Genomic DNA, 17,715 nt, shown 5'->3' on the forward strand with positions numbered 1-17,715 from the left:
GACCGTGGGGTGATTCGAACCGAGGTCGACCTACATCCGCATCTTCACCTCGAAACGGGACCTTCGTCCGTCGCGACCTCGCCATACGCCCACCCACGCCGGCTCGCGTCCCGGCTCTTCAACGCCGGGACCTCCCGGAAAGTCTGGCGCAGGAGAAGCCCCATTGACTCGAACATATATTCGAACTAAACTCGTGTCATGAATCCGGGGGGACTCAATTCGCTGGTAACGGTCACCGCACCGCGACCGGAAGACGTGCACACGCTGCCAGAAATCCTGCTGGTACAAACCGGCCTCGACATCTGCCACGCGATCGAACAACTCGAAGCACTACGTGTAGCCACCGTCGCCGAAATCGACGAGCGCGCAGTCTCGTTCGACACCCTCGGATTTCGCAGTGTCAAGCAGTGGCTGGCCGCGAACACGTTGCTGGAAGTGCCGGCCGCCGCACGGATCCTCGCATTGGGCCGGATGCTGAGCCGGCAGCCCGAGATCGCCGACGCCTTCAATGCCGGCGATATTTCGGCCGAGCATGCTTCGTTGATCGGGAAGTTCTGCGAGACCCCGCCGCGCGGCATGCCGAACGAAGCGTTGGATTCTTGCCGGAAAGTGTTGCTGGACGCCGCATCCGATCCCGCCGCGACCACCACGACCGTTCGCACCTGCATCTCCCGGTTGGAGCGAATCTTCGAATCCGACGAACTCCCAGCCAGCGAAGACACCGAACGCAACGAATTCCACGCCTCGAAAACACTGAACGGACGCGTCGCGGTCAAAGGTGACCTCGATGCCGTGACCGGCGAGATGCTGTTGACGGCACTGTCATCACTGACCAAACCGAGGAATCCGGTCGACGACCCCGCCGAAAAACGCACCCCGGCACGGCAGCGAGCCGATGCCTTCGCCGAGATCCTGCGCCGCTACCTCGACTCCGGCGACGCCCCCACCGAGGGCGGCGAGCGGCCCCACCTGTCACTACACGTGAACGCCGCCGACCTCGCCCGCAGCGAAGCAGCGCACGAGTGGGTGAATCCAGACGGCGATTCGGACCTGTTCGGCGACAAAGACATCGCACGCCTACCCCACACCGGGCCACTGTCGATCGCGACCGCACGACGGATCGCCTGCGACTGCCACCTCACCCCCATCGTCATGGACGACGGCGTACCCATCAACCTCGGCCGCAGCAGCCGGACTGTGTCGAAGAAGCAGCGTCGAGCGTTGATCGCCCGCGACCACGGCTGCGCCTTCCCCGGCTGCGGCGCACCACCCGCCCACTGCGAAGGCCACCACATAAAGCACTGGGCAGACGGCGGACCCACCGACCTCGACAACCTCGTCCTACTCTGCCGCTACCACCACCAACTCCTCCACCACAGCCACTGGGACGTGAAAATCGGCGCCGACCGGCACCCGTGGTTCACACCACCGAGCACCGTCGACCCCTACAAGAAACCCGTCCCCGCCCACAACCGCGCCGGACCACACGCCGCATGACACGGCAGCCGGCACCCGAAACAGGGTGCCGGCTATCGCCGGATGAACAAACGCAGCTCGCCGTGTTGTGCTCTTCCTTCTCGCCGCTGCGCTACTGGCGGCGATTCTCGGATCACGTGCCGACCGAGCTCGGCATCCCGAAGCGGCGTCCGACCGGCAGTGAGTGTTTCATCGCGTGCCACCGGACAGCGATCTCCGTTATCCGCCGAATGCCTCGAAACACTCCAAGGCGAGTTCCAGTTTCAGCCTGCGCGCCAGAAGGTCGCCGCCGAGAATTTCTTCCGCCCGCTGCATGCGGTACCGGACGGTGTTCTTGTGGATTCCCAGCCGACGGGCTGCGGCCTCATGGTTGCCGTGACAGTTCATCACGGCGCGCAGGGTGTCCCGTAGACGCTCGGACGCGGCATCCTCACCGAGGAGACCGGCCAGCTCCCGGGCGACGAGGGCGCGCATCGCGTCGGGATCGGCCGACAACATCGAGACCAGTTCGACGTGGGTGTAGCTGGTCACGGCCTTTCGCTGCTTGCCGACCTCGGCGATCCGCTGCGCCGCGAGCGCCTCACGATGGCTGCTGCGGAATCCCTCGATTCCCGGAGCACGCTCACCGACCGCGAGGCGGACGCCGTCCGGAATCCGACACTGGTCGACGACCCACGGGTCGTCGCTGTCCTGCGCGATCCACGACCACACGCCGTGCGCACCCGACGGCACCGACAGGGTGCGCCGGCCGGCCGCAACTCGTGACATCACTCGGTCGAGGGAACCGGCGAACACAGTCGAGTCGTCGACCCACGCGACCACGGCGGTGTGTGTGAGTCGCAACGGGTAGCCGAGCAGTCCCGACGACTGCGCGACGCCCCCACCGCCGTCGAGGACCTCGCGCACCGTGGTCACGCGGGACGCGAAAGCGCCCTGCAGCAGCCGCTCCCGCTCGTCCGCGTACGTGACGGCAAGTTCGTCGAGCATCGCGTTGAGCAGTTCGCTGGTCTGCGACCACATCGTGGTGAGGACCTCGAGTTTGAACTGGGCGTCGAGGTCCTCCTGCTGCAGGAACTCGGTCGCGAACGACAACATGGCTCGGTGACCGGCGTGATAGAGCTGAGACAACACCCGCAGCTCGAGTCCCCGCTGTGCGACCGTGCGGGCGAGCGCGTGGGCCTCGACGGAGACCGGCGCCTCGGCCGATCCGTCGGCGGACTGTCCGGACGCACCGAGGAACGCGCCGAGCTGACTGCGCACCGCCGCTCGTAGGTCGCGTTGAAGTTCGGCGTCCGCGGCCAACTCGGGAATGTCCGTGGTGAACGACTCCTCGAGGCCCGACAGGAAGAGATCGAGGTCGTGCTGCGTCAGCGTGCTGGTGAGGTAGTTGCGCAGCCAGCGGTCTGCCGGTTCCCGCGCGTTCACTCGCCATCACACCTTTCCGGATCGAGCTCGCCGCCGACGATCGGCGGCATCCACCGTAGACGCGGCACCTGTAGTGCACAGCGACGAAACGCCGCGGACGGGCCGCTAGCGCAGATCTGCACCGGTCAGCCGCAGTGTGACGTAGTCGCTGTCGACCAGAGAAGAGTCGAACACGCGGTCTCCGTTCGCCAGCGATCGACGTCCCCCCGGCTCGAGGGCGTCCCACCAGGCGTCCAGACACTGACGGCGGACGAACAGGTAGTCCGACAGTGGGCCCTGGAAGATCGCGAAGTGCGGCACGTCGTCGTCGGAGGTGACGTAGCAGACGCTGTCGTCACCGCAGACACTGATGACCTGGCCGATGAACTCCGGGGGCACGAAGCCCTGCGGATTGCGAAGCAGCGCAAGTCGCGCCCGCTCCGACAGGCGGCCGTAGACGTGTTCGGGTTCCGGGATCGCGTCCCCCATGTCCTGCAACCTAACGCCCGGGAACGGGGCCTGTCCCCCGAGTCGGCGGATCCGTGCGATGCTCGAGGCGCGACACGTCCTCGACCGCGAGTGCCCATCGAACGCGAGAGCCCATCGAAGGAGTGCATTGTGAAGGCGATCCAGTACACCCGTATCGGGGCGGAGCCCGAACTCGTCGACATCCCGACGCCCGAGCCGAAAGCCGGTGAAGTGCTGCTCGAGATCACCGCTGCGGGCGTGTGCCACTCGGACGAATTCATCATGAGCCTGCCCGCCGAGCAGTTCGGCTACGAACTGCCGATGACACTCGGTCACGAGGGCGCCGGCCGGGTGGCCGCCGTCGGCGCAGGCGTCACCGACCTCGACATCGGCACGAACGTCGTCGTGTACGGGCCGTGGGGTTGCGGACGTTGCTGGCACTGCGCGCAGGGGCTCGAGAACTACTGCTCCCGCGCAAGGGAACTCGGCATCGCCCCACCTGGCTTGGGCGCGCCGGGCGCAATCGCCGAGTACATGATCGTCGACTCGCCGCGTCACCTGGTCCCGATCGGTGACCTCGACCCCGTCACCACTGTGCCGCTGACCGACGCCGGGCTCACCCCGTACCACGCGATCAAACGGTCGCTCGGCAAGCTCCGCGCCGGCTCGTACGCAGTCGTGATCGGCACCGGCGGTCTCGGACACGTCGGCATCCAGCTGCTCCGCCACCTGTCCCCTGCACGCATCATCGCCCTCGACGTCAACGACGAGAAGCTTGCGTTCGCCCGCGAGGTCGGCGCGCACGAGACCGTGTTGTCGAACGCCGACGCCGCTGCGAACGTCCGGAAGATCACGGGTTCGGCCGGTGCCGCGCTGGTCCTCGATTTCGTGGGTGTGCAGCCGACGCTCGACGTCGCGACCGCAGTGGCCGGAGTCGGGTCCGACGTCACGATCGTCGGGCTCGGCGACGGGAAGTCCGCGGCCCGGGTCGGCTTCTTCACCGGTGCGTACGAGACGAATGTCGCGTCTCCGTACTGGGGTTCACGCAGCGAGCTCATCGAGTTGATCGACCTCGCGCACCAGGGTGTCCTGGACATCGCGGTCGAGCGGTTCGCGCTCGACGACGGCGTCGAGGCGTACCGCCGACTCGCGGCAGGAACGTTGCGCGGTCGGGCTGTCGTCGTGCCGTGAGCCGTGCTGCGGATGTGCTCCGCAGGCTCGTCGGCGGTCTCTTCGTATTCACCGCCGGCATCCACGTCGGCATCGTCGCGGCAGACCCCGAGTTGTACCGACCGTTCGCCGATCGGACGTATCTGCCTCTCGTCCGGACTGCGTGGCGAGACGTCTTCATGGCCCACCCTGCCGGGTGGGGTCTGGTAGTCGCGGCCGGAGAGCTGGCGATCGGCGTGCTGACCCTCGCGGGCGGTCGGTGGACCAGGATCGGACTGATCGGCGCGATCGTCTTCCACGTGGCACTCATGATGTTCGGCTGGGGATACTGGATCTGGAGTGTTCCGATGCTCGTCGTGCTCGGATATCTGCTCCGGGAGAACCTCCGGCAGCCTCGGCGTCGTAGCGTGTAGGGACTAGCGCTCCGACCCGTCGAGCAGGGAAGCACCGGAGGCACCGTTGGACGTCGTGTTCCCGAGCACCCGGACGATCGCGCGTGAGGCCGTCCCCTCCGTCCTCGTGGGTGTCGCGGCCGCGGTCATCCCGATCGCGATGGTGCTCGTCACCGACCGGGTCACCGACCTGCTCTACAGCTGGATTCCCGATCTGATCGGGTTCGACGGTTACGCCCGATGGTGGATCTTCGCGGTACTCACCGGAATCGGACTGCTGGTGGGTGTGTTGGTGTGGAAACTGCCCGGGCACGGTGGACCCGACCCCGCCACCGCGGGGCTGGTAGGACCGCCGATTCCGCTCAGGTCGCTACCGTCGCTGGCGCTCGTCGTGGCGCTCGCGCTGGGCGCCGGGGTGAGTCTGGGTCCGGAGAATCCGCTCATCGCGATCAACGTCGCGGTCGCTGCCTGGATCCTCGGGCGGCTGTGGCCGACGATGCCGACCAAACGCGTCGTGTGGCTGACGACGTCCGCGACGATCGGTGTGCTGTTCGGCACCCCACTGGCAGGGCCGTTGGCGTTCGTCGAACTGGCCGGCCGCCGCCCGAAAGGCGAGCTGTGGGAGAACATGTTCGCGCCTCTCGTCGCGGCCGGCGCGGGCACCGCGACGATGTTCCTCCTCGATCGCCCGATGCTCGTCGTCGACGTCCCCGCATACCGCGCACCCACCATCGGGCACATCCTGATCGGCACGCTCATCGCAGTCGGTACCGCCGCCTTCTTCCTGATGGGCGTCCCCGCTTTCCACCGGATGCATGCGCTGTTCCACGCGCTGCCGAACCCGGTTCTCGCGATCGGGCTCGGCGGTGCGGTTCTCGGCGCGCTCGGCGCTGTGGGCGGACCCGCAACACTCTTCAAGGATGCCGAGAACATGGGGCGGGTCACCGCGAGCGCTGCCGACGAGTCGGTGGGCCGCCTCGCGCTCTACGCGCTGATCAACCTCGTGGCGCTGCTCGTCGCGTCCAGCTGCGGCTTCCGCGGCGGCCGGACGTTCGCGTCCGTATTCGTGGGCTTGAACGTCGGATTGCTGGTGCATGCCATGTTCGACACCGTCCCGCTCGCACTGTCGATCTCGTGTGCGGTCCTCGGCGCGCTCGTGGTGGCGGTGCGCAGTTGCTGGCTGGGCCTGTTCATCGGTGCGACGATGGTGGCGTCGTTCGGGGTGATTCCGGTGTTGTGCATCGCGGTGCTACCAGTCTGGCTGCTGGTGGTGCACCGCGGCCAGCTGGTCGTGGGTCCCAACACCGTACCGCTCGAGAAGCACGTCAGCTGACGGGGTCCTCGTCCGTACGGGCTTGTGGCGAGAGCGGTTCCGCGGCCTGCTGCACGTACCCCTCATGGCCTCCGATGGTGTCGGAATCCAGTGCGTCCAGCACACGCTCGACGTCGGTGTCCCGGACCAGCACCTCCACCTTCAGTCGCTGCGCGAGCGCGAGTTCACTGCGCTGGTCGCGCATCACCACCGTGTCGCGATGGGTGGAGGGGGCGTGAACTTCCGTCACGACGATCGACCGGGCTCCGGCCTCCCGCAGCGCGCTCTCGAGCGCTCCTGCGTCGATGGCCCGCACGAGCACCGTGACGAGGCGGTACTGGACGCTCGACGGCGCTGCGGCGATCCGCGTCGCCGTCAACGGCGGCTCGTCGACAGCACCCGACGCCAGCCCGGCCCCGGCAACGAACGACGGGGCGAACCGGTACGCGTCCATGCCCTGACGGCGGCGGTCCGAGCCGAACTCCTCGTCGGCGGGCAGGCGCAGGCCCACGGTTCGGTCTGCCGCGAACGCGATCACGAGTGTGACGACGAAGGAGAACGCGACCACCGCGACGACAGCGAGAGCCTGATTCCCCAGCAACGAGAAGCCCCCACCGAAGAACAACCCGTCCGCTCCGATCCCATTGATCGCCTTCTTCCCGAACAGGCCCAACAGGAGGGAACCGAGTACACCACCGACGAAGTGGACGGCGATCACATCCAACGCGTCGTCGAAACGGAACAGCACTTTCAGCCCTAGCGCCACCTGGCACACGAGCCCGGCGACCGCCCCGATCAGCAGCGCCGACGCAGTGTCGACGTATCCGGCGCACGGTGTGATCGTGGCAAGCCCGGCCACCGCCCCGGTCGCCGCACCCACCACGGTCGACCGCCCCTGCCGAAAGCGTTCCGCTATCGACCAGATCACCATCCCCGCTGCCGCCGCGACATGGGTGTTGATCAGGGCCTGCGCGGCAATTCCGTTTGCCTGCAGGACATCTCCCGCATTGAATCCGAACCAGCCGAACCACAGAATTCCGGCACCGATCATCGTGAGCGGCACCGAGTGCGGAACGGTCTCGGTGCCGGGCCAACCGGTCCGCCGGCCGACGACCAGGAGGATCGCCAGTGCGGCCGCCCCCGCCGACGCGTGGACCACCATGCCGCCCGCCCAGTCCTGCGCTCCCCGGACCGCGAGCCATCCCTCGGGGTCGAACAGCCAATGCGCGATCGGCGCGTACACGACGACAGGCCACACGGCGAGGATCACCACCCAGCCCGCGATCTTCAGCCGATCCGCCGTCGCGCCGGTGATCAGCGCGGGAGTGATTACCGCGAACATCATTTGATAGGCGACGAAGGCCAGGGTCGGGATCGCGATGCCCGGGACGACGACATGCAATGCCGGGCGCGGCGCTTCGTCCAGATTCTGCAGGGCGAACAGCTTCAGATCGCCGAACAATCCGGCACCGGTGTCCTCGCCGAACGCGATGCTGTGGCCGATCAGGATCCACACCACCGTCACCACGCCGAGCGCGACGAAGTTCTGCTGGATCATCACCAATGTGTTGCGGCTCTTGACCATTCCGGCGTAGAAGAATGCCAGTCCGGGAACCATGAACAACACCAGTGCGGCGCACACCAGCACCCAGGCGGTGTCGCCTCCGTCCATCGGATTCGACGCGGTCACCGAAAAGCACCTCCGGAGAACGACTCCGGTCGCCCCTTCGTCACGGAACAGGTTGCGGGACAATCCGTTCAAACGACACAGCCGAAGCGCCGGGTCGCCGGATCCTCAGTGTAGAGCGGCCACCGTGCGGCGGTAACCCCCGCGATCGACACGCGGTAGGGAGACGCGAGTCGTCAGCCCGGCAATGTCGAGGCCGGTGCCGTCGCCTCGTCGTCCGGCTCGTCCTCGGTGATCAGGCCGGTCTGCAGATCCACGTCGATCTCGCGCCGCTCGCCCTGCAGATTCACGTAGTCGATCTCCACCGTGGGGCGACCGTCCTCCTCGTCGAGTTCGACGCCCAGGATCGCAGGTCCCGGCGGCGTCTCCTGCGCCGCGGCGGTGCCGGCGCCGAGTACGAGTGCGCCGGATCCGACGACGGCGGAGCAGATCACCGCGATGGCCGACCCGGCTCCCCGAGAAGCTGCACGAGAATGGGAGAACACAGGACCTCACCCCTCCACTGGAAGTGCGACTTCGTCTCCACGCTAGACCGAACCACTCACCAGCGACAGGGTGAACGAACCTGCGATCGAACCCTTGTCACAATCCGGGTGCACCGGTCGGCTTACAGCTAGGGTTCAGCAGCATGGAGCGCAGCGGGCCCGGCGTAGCGCCGCCGATCGAGACGTGGCCGGGAGCCGCGTATCCGCTCGGCGCCACCTACGACGGGGGCGGCACCAACTTCTCACTGTTCTCCGAGGTCGCCGAGGCGGTGGACCTGTGCCTGATCGCGAGCGACGGCACCGAGACCCGCGTCCGGCTCGACGAGGTCGACGGCCACGTGTGGCACGTGTACCTGCCGTCCGTAGGACCTGGGCAGCGGTACGGGTTCCGGGTCCACGGGCCTTTCGACCCGGAGGCCGGGCTCCGGTGCGATCCATCCAAGTTCCTGCTCGATCCCTACGGCAAGGCTTTCGACGGCGTGTTCGACGGCCACCCGTCACTGCACGCGTTCGGCGAGGACACGCTCGGCCACACGATGACGACTGTCGTGATCAACCCGTTCTTCGACTGGGGCGCGGACCGGCCGCCGCGCACGCCGTACCACGAGACCCTCATCTACGAGGCTCACGTCAAGGGCATGACCGCGACCCATCCGGAGATTCCGGCCCAGCTGCGCGGCACCTACGCCGGGCTCGCGCACCCGGTGGTGATCGATCACCTCCGTGCGCTCGGGGTCACGGCGATCGAGCTGATGCCGGTACACCAGTTCATGCACGACCAGATCCTGCTCGATCAGGGGTTGCGAAACTACTGGGGCTACAACAGCTACGGATTCCTGGCACCACATGTCGAATACTCGTCGGCCACCGAGCCGAGCGGCGTGGTCACCGAGTTCAAGGCGATGGTGCGCGCGTTCCACGACGCCGGTATCGAGGTGATTCTCGACGTCGTCTACAACCACACCGCCGAGGGCGACCACCGCGGCCCGACCGTCGTCTTCCGCGGCATCGACAACGCCGCGTACTACCGACTCGACGACGACGATCCGTCCCGCTACAAGGACTACACGGGCACCGGTAACAGCCTCAACGCCCGGCATCCGCACACCCTTCAACTCATCATGGACTCGCTGCGCTACTGGGTGACCGAGATGCACGTCGACGGTTTCCGTTTCGATCTGGCGTCGACCCTCGCCCGCGAATTGCACGACGTGGACCGGCTTTCCGCGTTCTTCGATCTGGTGCAGCAGGATCCTGTGGTGAGCCAGGTGAAGCTGATCGCCGAACCCTGGGACGTCGGCGAGGGCGGCTACCAGGTCGGGAACTTTCCCGGGTTGTGGACCGAGTGGAACGGCAAGTACCGCGACACCGTCCGCGACTTCTGGCGCGGACAGCCGGCCACCCTCGGGGAGTTCGCGTCCCGCCTGACCGGGTCGTCGGATCTGTACGAGGCCACCGGGCGTCGCCCCAGCGCGAGCATCAACTTCGTGACCGCCCACGACGGTTTCACTCTCGCCGATCTCGTGGCGTACGAGGAGAAGCACAACGAGGCCAACGGTGAGGACAACCGGGACGGTGAAAGCCACAATCGGTCGTGGAACTGCGGCGTCGAAGGGCCCACCGACGACCCCACAGTCCTCGCCCTTCGGGGCCGGCAGCAGCGCAACATCCTCGCCACGCTGCTCCTCAGCCAGGGCACCCCGATGCTTGCCCACGGCGACGAGATGGGCCGCACCCAGAACGGCAACAACAATGTCTACTGCCAGGATTCGCCGCTGTCGTGGATGGACTGGTCACTGACGCGAACACACTCGGATCTGTTGGCCTTCGCCCGTCGTGCGTCGGCATTGCGGGCCGCGCACCCGGTCTTCCGCCGACGGCGCTTCCTCGCCGGCCGCCCCGTCCGCGACGAACACCGCCCCGACATCGCGTGGCTCACCCCGACCGGCCGGGAGATGACCACCGAGGACTGGGACAGCGGATTCGGCAAGGTCCTGGCGGTGTATCTGGGCGGTGATGCGATACCCGAACCCGATCACCGCGGGCGCCGTGTGGTCGACGACTCGTTTCTGCTGTTCTTCAACGCGCACGATGCCGACGTCGAGTTCGCGGTTCCGTCGGGCCCCGAGGAGAGCCGGTGGGTCGGCGAGCTGGACACCTGCTCGCCCACCGGGGCAACGGATTTCGCTGCCCACGCAGGAGACACGCTCACCGTGCCGTCCCGATCCCTGCTGGTGCTGCGGCGGGACCGGCCGTCATGAGACCGATCACCGCGACGTACCGACTGCAACTGCGAGGTGACGCCTTCACCCTCGACGACGCACGCCGACTCGCCGACTATCTCGATCGGCTCGGCGTCTCGCACGTCTACCTCTCGCCGATCCTGACGGCGATGCCCGGATCCACCCACGGCTACGACGTCGCCGACCCCACATCGGTGTCGTCCGAACTGGGCGGGCGTCCCGCACTGGTCGCGCTGTCCGCGGAACTGAGCGAGCGCGGCATGGGACTGGTCGTCGACCTGGTGCCCAACCATCTCGGAATCGGCCGGCCGCAGCACAACCGCTGGTGGTGGGATGTATTGACGAACGGCCACCGCTCCCCGTTCGCCCGGTTCTTCGACATCGACTGGCGGGACGACAACGGCACCGACGGGCGGATCGCGCTGCCGGTGCTCGCCGACGAACGTGATCTGCTGGCCCTGCAGGTCGATCGCACGGGCGGCACTCCCCTGCTGGCGCTGGGCGAGCAGCGCTTCCCGATCGCCCCCGGCACCGACGACGGCGACCCCCGGGAGATTCACGCACGACAGCCGTATCGGCTGGTGCCGTGGCGGGACGGCCGGGTCGGCTATCGGCGCTTCTTCGCGATCAACGATCTGGCCGCGCTCCGGCAGGAGGATCCGCGGGTGTTCGACACCACCCACCACCAGTTCGCATCGTGGGTACGCGACGACATGGTCGACGGTGTCCGGGTCGACCACCCTGACGGGCTGAGCGATCCCGCCGGATACCTGCGCAACCTCCGCGGGCTCATCGGACCCGATCGTTGGCTGGTGGCCGAGAAGATCCTCGCGGCAGGGGAACCGCTCGATCCCACTCTGCCGATCGACGGCACCACCGGCTACGACGCCCTCGCCGAGTACGGTGGCGTGTTCCTCGATCCGGCCGGGACGGCGGCGCTCACCGAGTTGGCGGCCCGTGCCGGCGCGGCCGGGGACCGTGCCTGGTTGGACGAGAACGGAACCGAATTGCGCCGCAGCGTCGCTCGCGGCGACCTCGCTCCCGAGTTACGCCGGCTGACCCGGGCGGTGCTGCGGGATTCACCCACGTTCTGCAATCCGGAGCAACTACGCGACGCCCTGGTGGAGGTCCTCGCACACATGCCGGTGTACCGGGCCGATTACGCGCCGCTCGCCGGCATCGTGCCGCGCATCATCGGCGAGACCGTCGACCGGCACCCGGAATGGCAGACGGCCCTGACGACGCTCGCGAGCGCCCTCGTCGACGGCTCCGAGTCCCGGATCCGATTCCACCAGGTGTGCGGTGCCGTCACCGCGAAGGCGGTGGAGGACTGCCTGTTCTATCGGACCGCTCGCCTCGTGTCGCTCCTCGAGGTCGGTGGCGACCCGGGTGTCGTCGGCTGCTCTCCTGCCGAGTTCCATCTGCGTGCCCACGAACGTGCACGCTTCTGGCCGCGCACGATGACCACCCTGTCCACTCACGACACGAAACGCGGGGAGGACGTCCGTGCCCGCATCGGGGTGCTCTCGCAGGTGCCGGAACTGTGGGCCCGCTGCGTCGCCGACTGGGAGATGTCGGCCCCCAGCCCGGACGGCGTCCTGGGACTGATGATGTGGCAGAACATGTTCGGGGTGTGGCCCGTCGACGGACCGTCCCCCGACGGTGCGGACCTGCGGCCGCGTCTGCACGCCTACGCCGAGAAGGCCGCCCGGGAAGCAGGGGTGCGCACGTCGTGGACCGCGATCGACACGAAGTTCGAGGACGCCCTGCACGAGTGGATCGACCGGGTTCTCGACGGTCCGGTGGGCCGGAGCATCGGTCGGATCGCCCAGCACCTGGCACCGCACGGTTGGTCGGACGCGCTGGGCCAAAAGCTGCTGCAACTGTGCGGGCCGGGCATCCCGGACGTGTACCAGGGCACCGAACTGTGGGAGGACTCGCTGGTCGACCCCGACAACCGGCGTCCCGTGGACTTCGCCGTCCGACGCGCCGTCCTGAAATCGATGGACACCCCCGGTGTCGAGGCCCCGCCGATCGACGCGTCGGGTACCGCGAAGCTGCACGTGACGCGCATTGCGTTGCGACTGCGGCGGGAGCGCCCCGACAGTTTCGTGGGCGGACACTACCGCCCCGTCTTCGGGGTCGGTCCGGCCCGGGACCACCTACTCGGGTTCGCGCGCGGGCCCGTGGGCGCTCCCTCGGACGTCATCGCACTCGCGACTCGGCACAGCGTGCTGATCCACGAGAACGGTTGGGGCAGTTCGAGCATCGCACTTCCGACCGGAAGCTGGTTCGACCGGCTGACAGGGGAACTCCACACCGGGTCGATCCCGCTGGCGAAGGTCTTCGGCCGGCTACCCGTCGCCCTGCTGGTCCGGCTCGACCGGCCCTGAACGACGCTCGGCCGCCGCTCGTCCTCCCGGTGACCGGGACCGCGCCGACACCGGTCGCCGCCGCTTCATATGGTCCAGATCACACGATCGTCGAAGACTGGAGGCAGTACCCATGAGCGCGAACCGTTTCGTCGGCAAGGTTGCATTCATCACCGGAGCGGCGCGGGGCCAGGGCCGCGCCGAGGCAGTGCGGCTGGCATCCGAGGGCGCCGACATCATCGCGATCGACGCGTGTGCCGACTTCGACTCCACCGCCTACGACGGCGCCACCGAGGCGGACCTCGCCGAGACCGTCGCACAGGTCGAGGCACAGGGCCGAAAGATCGTCGCCACCAAGACGGATGTTCGCGACTTCGCCGCGGTGTCCGAAGCGCTCGCAACCGGCATCGCCGCGCTGGGCCGACTCGACGTCGTCGTCGCGAATGCCGGCATCTGTTCGGGCGCCATGTCGTGGGAGATCACCCCCGAGCAGTGGCAGGAGACGCTCGACGTCAACCTCACCGGCGTGTTCCACACCTGCAAGGCCGCGATCCCGCACCTGATCGAGCAGGGCGAGGGCGGTTCGATCGTCATCACCAGCTCCGTGGCGGGTCTGCGCGGGCTGCCGTTCCTCGGCCACTACGTGGCCAGCAAGCACGGCGTCACCGGGCTCGCGAAGACGCTCGCCGTCGAACTCGGCGCGCACAACATTCGCGTCAACACCGTTCACCCCAACGGCGTCGACACGGGTATGCAGGTCAACGACATGCACGCGCTGGTGCAGGAGTACGCGACCACGCTGGCCCCGATCTTCATGGGCAGCCTGCCCGACCAGATCAGCCGGCCCGAGGACATCGCCAACGCCGTCGCGTGGCTGGCGTCGGACGAGGCCCGGCACGTCACCGGCATCCAGCTGCCCGTCGACCTCGGGACTCTCATCCGCTGAGAGACTGAGCGGCTGATCGACACAGGTCGGCTGCGGTGTGCACGCGATCGGGGCATGCTGATCACGTGCACACCTTCGAGGTCTGGGCCCCGATCCCCCGCTCGGTGCGCGTCCACGTGGACGGATCCGAGCACGAGATGACGCGCTCCGCCGACGGCTGGTGGCACGCCGACGTCGCCGCCGCGCCGGGGGCGCGGTACGGGTACGTGCTCGACGACTCCCCCGTCGTGCTCCCCGATCCACGCTCCCCGCGTCAGCCGGAGGGCGTACATCTGCCGTCCCAGCTGCACGAACTCGACCCGAACCGGTGGACGGACGCGGCGTGGACGGGCCGGCAGTTGGCCGGCAGCGTCGTCTACGAACTGCACATCGGCACGTTCACGCCGGAGGGCACGTTCGACGCCGCGATCGGCCGCCTCGATCACCTCGTCGACCTCGGCGTCGGCTTCGTCGAGCTGATGCCGGTTGCGGCCTGGGGCGGCACCCACAACTGGGGCTACGACGGCGTGCTCTGGTACGCCGTCCACGAACAGTACGGCGGCCCGGACGGGTTGCAACGGTTCGTCGACGAGTGTCACCGGCGCGGGCTCGCGGTGGCTCTGGACGTCGTCTACAACCACCTCGGACCGTCGGGCAACTACCTCGACAGATTCGGCCCGTACCTCGCCGATGGCGCCAACTCGTGGGGGCGCGACGTCAACCTGTCGGGTCCCGAGTCCACCGTGGTCCGCCGCTACGTCGTCGACAACGCGCTGCGCTGGTTCCGCGACTTCCACGTCGACGCCCTGCGGCTCGACGCCGTACATGCCCTGGTCGACAACTCGGCGACACACCTGCTCGAGGAGCTGTCGATCGAGGTCCACCGGCTGTCGGCTCATCTGCGACGCCCACTCACGCTCATCGCCGAGAGCGACCTCAACGACCCGCGGATCATCACGGCACGGGCCGCCGGCGGACTGGGTCTCGACGCGCAGTGGGACGACGACATCCATCACGCGATCCACGCCGCGGTGTCGGGCGAACGTCAGGGCTACTACGGCGATTTCGGCTCGCTGCAGGCCCTCGCCCGCACCCTCACCCAGGGCTACTTCCACAACGGCACGTACTCGACGTTCCGCGGGCGAATCCATGGGCGCCCCATCGACATCCGGAGGATCCCCGCCGACGCGCTCCTGGCATACACGTGCACGCACGATCAGATCGGCAACCGCGCCACGGGCGACCGCCCGGGCACGTACCTGTCCGACGGGCAACTCGCGGTCAAGGCGGCGCTGGTCCTGTGCTCCCCCTACACGCCGATGCTGTTCATGGGCGAGGAGTGGGGCGCCCGAACACCGTTCCAGTACTTCACGTCGCACCCGGAGGCCGACCTCGGTGCGGCGACGGCGGAGGGACGTCGCCGTGAATTCGCCGAGCACGGGTGGACCGCGGACGCCGTGCCGGATCCGCAGGAGCCCGCGACGTTCGAGCGCTCCAAACTCGACTGGAACGAGCCGACGCGTCGCCCGCACGACCGCCTGTTGGAGTGCTATCGGGCACTGATTGCGCTGCGGCGCAGACGATCCGAGATCAGCGACCCGTGGCTCGAGCACCTCGGCATCGAGTACGACGAGGACACGCAGTGGATTGCGATGATTCGCGGGTCGCTGCGCGTGGTGTGCAACCTGGGTCCCGACCCGGTGACGGTGCCGATCGGCGGGATCCCACTGCTGTGGTGGGACGAGCCCACCGTGGACGCGACAGCCTCCGCGGTGGTGTTACCGGGACATTCGTTCGCCGTCCTGGACGCCGATCCGGTTGCCCGGATCAGAACGGGACGGCGGTGACCACCACGTTCTCGAGGTAGGTGCCACGTCCCTGGGCGTCCTTCACGATCTCCCCGCCACACGTGACGACGTGCAGTTCGCGCGGGCCGCCCGGACCCTGGAACGCCCAGTCCGGCAGCGCCTGCTTGACGAACCGCTCCATCTTCGTGATCTTCCAGCGCGTCACGACGCCGTCCTTCGTCACGTACACCGCGTCGCCGGGATACAGCGTGTGCATCCAATACAGGGCACCCTCACCCTGATTCGCGTTGTCGACGTGACCGGCCACCAGGATCCCTCCGTCCGGGGCATCGATCGGCGCCGAACCGGTCCAGTACGTCACCTGGCTCACATCCCGCGGCAGCAACAGGCTCTGATCCGGCGCCAACCCGAGCGGATCGAGCGTGGTCTGCACCCCGATCGCCGGGATCACCACACTGTTGTCGGGCAGCGGTCCGGCGGGCACCTGTGGTCGGTCCGACGGATTCTCCGCCGCCGGTCCGGGTTTGCGCGTCTGCCCACCGGCACCGATCCCCGGCAACGCGCCGTCGACCGGATCCGCGACGCCGTCGGGGGGCAGTTCGAACGTCGATCGCGGTACCGGCGCGGCCGCCGCAGGATCTGGCTGCAACCCACGGAAGACGAGGAATCCGCCACCCGCGAGCAGGACGAGCGCGACGACGACCATCAGGATCGTCCCACCCCGACCTGCTCGTCGCGCGGCCTCGTGCCTACCCATGAACGCCATCCTCCCTAGACGGTGACGTCAGAGTAGGGCATCTGCGCCGACACCCAGGGGAAGACGACTTCCATGAGGAGCAGCACGAGCGCGACCGCGATGAGGATCGCGAGCGCGGCCTTCACCGGACGGGGTCCGGGGAGGGCGCGCCAAAGGTAGCCGTACATCTGTCTACTCCTGCAATGCCGCGGGGAGGGTTCCCGCGGACTTCGACACGGATTCGACGCGAACCGCGTGCACGATCATGCGTTCGGTGTTCGAGAACAACGGATGGCACGTGGTGAGCGTCAGGGTGCTTTCGAGCCCGGAGTGCGGTTCGACCCACGGGGCCCCGGGCAGCGGGTTGACGACCTCGACGTCGTCGGGGGTGGTGATGTGCCGCCCCACGACGTGGGCATAGTCGCCGTCGGCGACGCGATCGACCTGCTCCGGGCTCAGACAGGCAGCCGCCTCGGCGCGGCGCCCGAGCTGATCGTTTCCGAGTGGGAGAACCCGATACGTGATCCATCGGAACTCGGTCTCCACGACCACGGCATCACAGGTGTCGAGTCGATCCAGGTGCTGGAATACCGCACCGGTACCGATGCGATGCCCGGCGAGCGCGAAATTTCCCGGCTCGCCGGGCATCTGGGTGTCGACGTAGTGGCCGGGGCCGGCCCGCAGGTCCTCGTTGCGCGTGCCCTCGACGACGGCGTAAGCGGCATCGAGGGCGGGAATGTGCACGCGCGCAAACCCTTCGCCCAGCGCGGGAGGCGCCGGGGCGACCGACTCGTCGCCGGTCGCCCCGTTGCTCCAGGACTCCGTCAGGCCGCTGTCGACCTCGTCTTGCAGCCGCGCCGAGACGATATTGGTCCAGAACGCCTCGTAGAAGACGTACAGCAGGAGGACGGCCCCCGCAGTGAGGAGCAGTTCGCCGATGACCCGGCCGCTGTTCGGCCGGGCCCGTTCCGGACCCGGAACTTCGGTGTCGCGCATGGGCCGGAGCCCCTTCCACAGGTGTCGAACCGGCTAGCTACCCACGTTGATCGCAGCGCTGCCGGCGCCACCGAGCAGGTCGTAGAGAAGCACGGACAGCCGACCGAGCCCGTCGATCACGGCAGAGCCGGTGGTCTGGACGTCGAAGGTGAGGGAGAGCGGGAGGACTAGCACGGAAGTTTCTCCTTTTCGAGGGCGACCGAATCATCGGCCGCGATATTCCTGGTCCGCTGTGGAGCGG

16 protein-coding genes are annotated in these 17,715 nt (G+C 67.9%); 8 read left to right on the forward strand and 8 right to left on the reverse strand.

Going from position 1 to position 17,715, the window contains the following annotated elements:
* The first annotated feature begins 198 nt into the window (after nucleotides 1-198).
* Nucleotides 199-1,497, forward strand: a complete 1,299-nt coding sequence (locus tag PSS76_RS15885) for an HNH endonuclease signature motif containing protein (RefSeq protein ID WP_064078017.1) — start codon at nucleotides 199-201, stop codon at nucleotides 1,495-1,497.
* Nucleotides 1,498-1,695: 198 nt separating this feature from the next.
* Here the strand turns inward: PSS76_RS15885 and PSS76_RS15890 are convergent, their stop codons facing one another.
* Both PSS76_RS15890 and PSS76_RS15895 read right to left on the reverse strand, forming a co-directional pair.
* Nucleotides 1,696-2,901, reverse strand: a complete 1,206-nt coding sequence (locus PSS76_RS15890; protein ID WP_084845870.1) for a PucR family transcriptional regulator — start codon at nucleotides 2,899-2,901, stop codon at nucleotides 1,696-1,698.
* A 105-nt stretch (nucleotides 2,902-3,006) separates the two neighbouring features.
* Nucleotides 3,007-3,369 (reverse strand): hypothetical protein, encoded by a 363-nt coding sequence (locus PSS76_RS15895; protein WP_337456340.1) that lies wholly within the window; start codon nucleotides 3,367-3,369, stop codon nucleotides 3,007-3,009.
* A gap of 129 nt (nucleotides 3,370-3,498) precedes the next feature.
* On the opposite strand from PSS76_RS15895, the gene PSS76_RS15900 reads away from it, so the two are divergent.
* The 3 genes from PSS76_RS15900 to PSS76_RS15910 are packed head-to-tail and all read left to right on the forward strand — an operon-like array spanning nucleotide 3,499 to nucleotide 6,243.
* A complete protein-coding gene (locus PSS76_RS15900; RefSeq protein ID WP_005512597.1) occupies nucleotides 3,499-4,539 on the forward strand; it encodes an NAD(P)-dependent alcohol dehydrogenase in 1,041 nt (346 codons plus the stop codon).
* A complete protein-coding gene (locus PSS76_RS15905) occupies nucleotides 4,536-4,931 on the forward strand; it encodes a hypothetical protein (protein ID WP_226347345.1) in 396 nt (131 codons plus the stop codon). The genes PSS76_RS15900 and PSS76_RS15905 overlap by 4 nt, the downstream gene beginning before the upstream one ends.
* A 55-nt stretch (nucleotides 4,932-4,986) precedes the next feature.
* A complete protein-coding gene (locus tag PSS76_RS15910; RefSeq protein ID WP_233282391.1) occupies nucleotides 4,987-6,243 on the forward strand; it encodes an ion channel protein in 1,257 nt (418 codons plus the stop codon).
* On the opposite strand, the gene PSS76_RS15915 is transcribed toward PSS76_RS15910, so the two are convergent.
* Together PSS76_RS15915 and PSS76_RS15920 are read right to left on the reverse strand one after the other, a co-directional pair.
* A complete protein-coding gene (locus tag PSS76_RS15915; RefSeq protein WP_221285479.1) occupies nucleotides 6,236-7,912 on the reverse strand; it encodes an ammonium transporter in 1,677 nt (558 codons plus the stop codon). The two genes, PSS76_RS15910 and PSS76_RS15915, sit on opposite strands and share 8 nt — an antisense overlap.
* Before the next feature lie 173 nt (nucleotides 7,913-8,085).
* Entirely contained in the window at nucleotides 8,086-8,394 is a 309-nt protein-coding gene (locus tag PSS76_RS15920) for a PepSY domain-containing protein (RefSeq protein ID WP_050804406.1), read from the reverse strand.
* A gap of 143 nt (nucleotides 8,395-8,537) precedes the next feature.
* Between PSS76_RS15920 and glgX the strand changes: the two genes are divergently transcribed.
* From glgX to treZ, 4 genes are all read left to right on the forward strand, one after another.
* On the forward strand, nucleotides 8,538-10,655 hold the full coding sequence (glgX, locus tag PSS76_RS15925; RefSeq protein ID WP_084968409.1) for a glycogen debranching protein GlgX: 2,118 nt from the start codon (nucleotides 8,538-8,540) through the stop codon (nucleotides 10,653-10,655).
* The gene (gene treY / locus PSS76_RS15930; protein WP_337456341.1) at nucleotides 10,652-13,030 is read left to right on the forward strand and encodes a malto-oligosyltrehalose synthase; all 2,379 of its coding nucleotides are present in this window, start codon (nucleotides 10,652-10,654) and stop codon (nucleotides 13,028-13,030) included. Before glgX ends, treY begins: the two co-directional genes overlap by 4 nt.
* Before the next feature lie 112 nt (nucleotides 13,031-13,142).
* On the forward strand, nucleotides 13,143-13,955 hold the full coding sequence (locus PSS76_RS15935; RefSeq protein ID WP_005512588.1) for a mycofactocin-coupled SDR family oxidoreductase: 813 nt from the start codon (nucleotides 13,143-13,145) through the stop codon (nucleotides 13,953-13,955).
* A gap of 65 nt (nucleotides 13,956-14,020) precedes the next feature.
* Complete coding sequence (gene treZ / locus PSS76_RS15940; RefSeq protein ID WP_337456342.1) at nucleotides 14,021-15,781, forward strand: malto-oligosyltrehalose trehalohydrolase; 1,761 nt, start codon at nucleotides 14,021-14,023, stop codon at nucleotides 15,779-15,781.
* On the opposite strand, the gene PSS76_RS15945 is transcribed toward treZ, so the two are convergent.
* Genes PSS76_RS15945 through PSS76_RS15960 form a run of 4 tightly spaced genes read right to left on the reverse strand, consistent with a single transcriptional unit; the run spans nucleotide 15,762 to nucleotide 17,648 of the window.
* Complete coding sequence (locus PSS76_RS15945) at nucleotides 15,762-16,499, reverse strand: class F sortase (RefSeq protein ID WP_231812212.1); 738 nt, start codon at nucleotides 16,497-16,499, stop codon at nucleotides 15,762-15,764. The genes treZ and PSS76_RS15945 overlap by 20 nt on opposite strands.
* Before the next feature lie 14 nt (nucleotides 16,500-16,513).
* Nucleotides 16,514-16,666 (reverse strand): hypothetical protein, encoded by a 153-nt coding sequence (locus PSS76_RS15950; RefSeq protein ID WP_005512585.1) that lies wholly within the window; start codon nucleotides 16,664-16,666, stop codon nucleotides 16,514-16,516.
* A 4-nt stretch (nucleotides 16,667-16,670) separates the two neighbouring features.
* On the reverse strand, nucleotides 16,671-17,474 hold the full coding sequence (locus PSS76_RS15955) for a class E sortase (protein WP_081181719.1): 804 nt from the start codon (nucleotides 17,472-17,474) through the stop codon (nucleotides 16,671-16,673).
* 33 nt (nucleotides 17,475-17,507) lie between these two features.
* Nucleotides 17,508-17,648 carry a hypothetical protein gene (locus tag PSS76_RS15960; protein ID WP_005512581.1) on the reverse strand — a complete coding sequence of 47 codons (141 nt, stop codon included), beginning with the start codon at nucleotides 17,646-17,648 and terminating at the stop codon, nucleotides 17,508-17,510.
* Nucleotides 17,649-17,715 lie beyond the last annotated feature (67 nt).

Origin of the sequence: Prescottella sp. D32, assembly GCF_037287305.1 — a bacterium.
Classification (GTDB): Bacteria; Actinomycetota; Actinomycetes; order Mycobacteriales; family Mycobacteriaceae; genus Prescottella; species Prescottella equi.

Coding starts and splice junctions, on each gene's coding strand:
- PSS76_RS15885 (WP_064078017.1), top strand. CDS start 199: ATGAATCCGGGGGGACTCAATTCGCTGGTAACGGTCACCGCACCGCGA.
- PSS76_RS15895 (WP_337456340.1), bottom strand. CDS start 3,369: ATGGGGGACGCGATCCCGGAACCCGAACACGTCTACGGCCGCCTGTCG.
- glgX (WP_084968409.1), top strand. CDS start 8,538: ATGGAGCGCAGCGGGCCCGGCGTAGCGCCGCCGATCGAGACGTGGCCG.
- treY (WP_337456341.1), top strand. CDS start 10,652: ATGAGACCGATCACCGCGACGTACCGACTGCAACTGCGAGGTGACGCC.
- PSS76_RS15935 (WP_005512588.1), top strand. CDS start 13,143: ATGAGCGCGAACCGTTTCGTCGGCAAGGTTGCATTCATCACCGGAGCG.
- PSS76_RS15945 (WP_231812212.1), bottom strand. CDS start 16,499: ATGGGTAGGCACGAGGCCGCGCGACGAGCAGGTCGGGGTGGGACGATC.
- PSS76_RS15950 (WP_005512585.1), bottom strand. CDS start 16,666: ATGTACGGCTACCTTTGGCGCGCCCTCCCCGGACCCCGTCCGGTGAAG.
- PSS76_RS15955 (WP_081181719.1), bottom strand. CDS start 17,474: ATGCGCGACACCGAAGTTCCGGGTCCGGAACGGGCCCGGCCGAACAGC.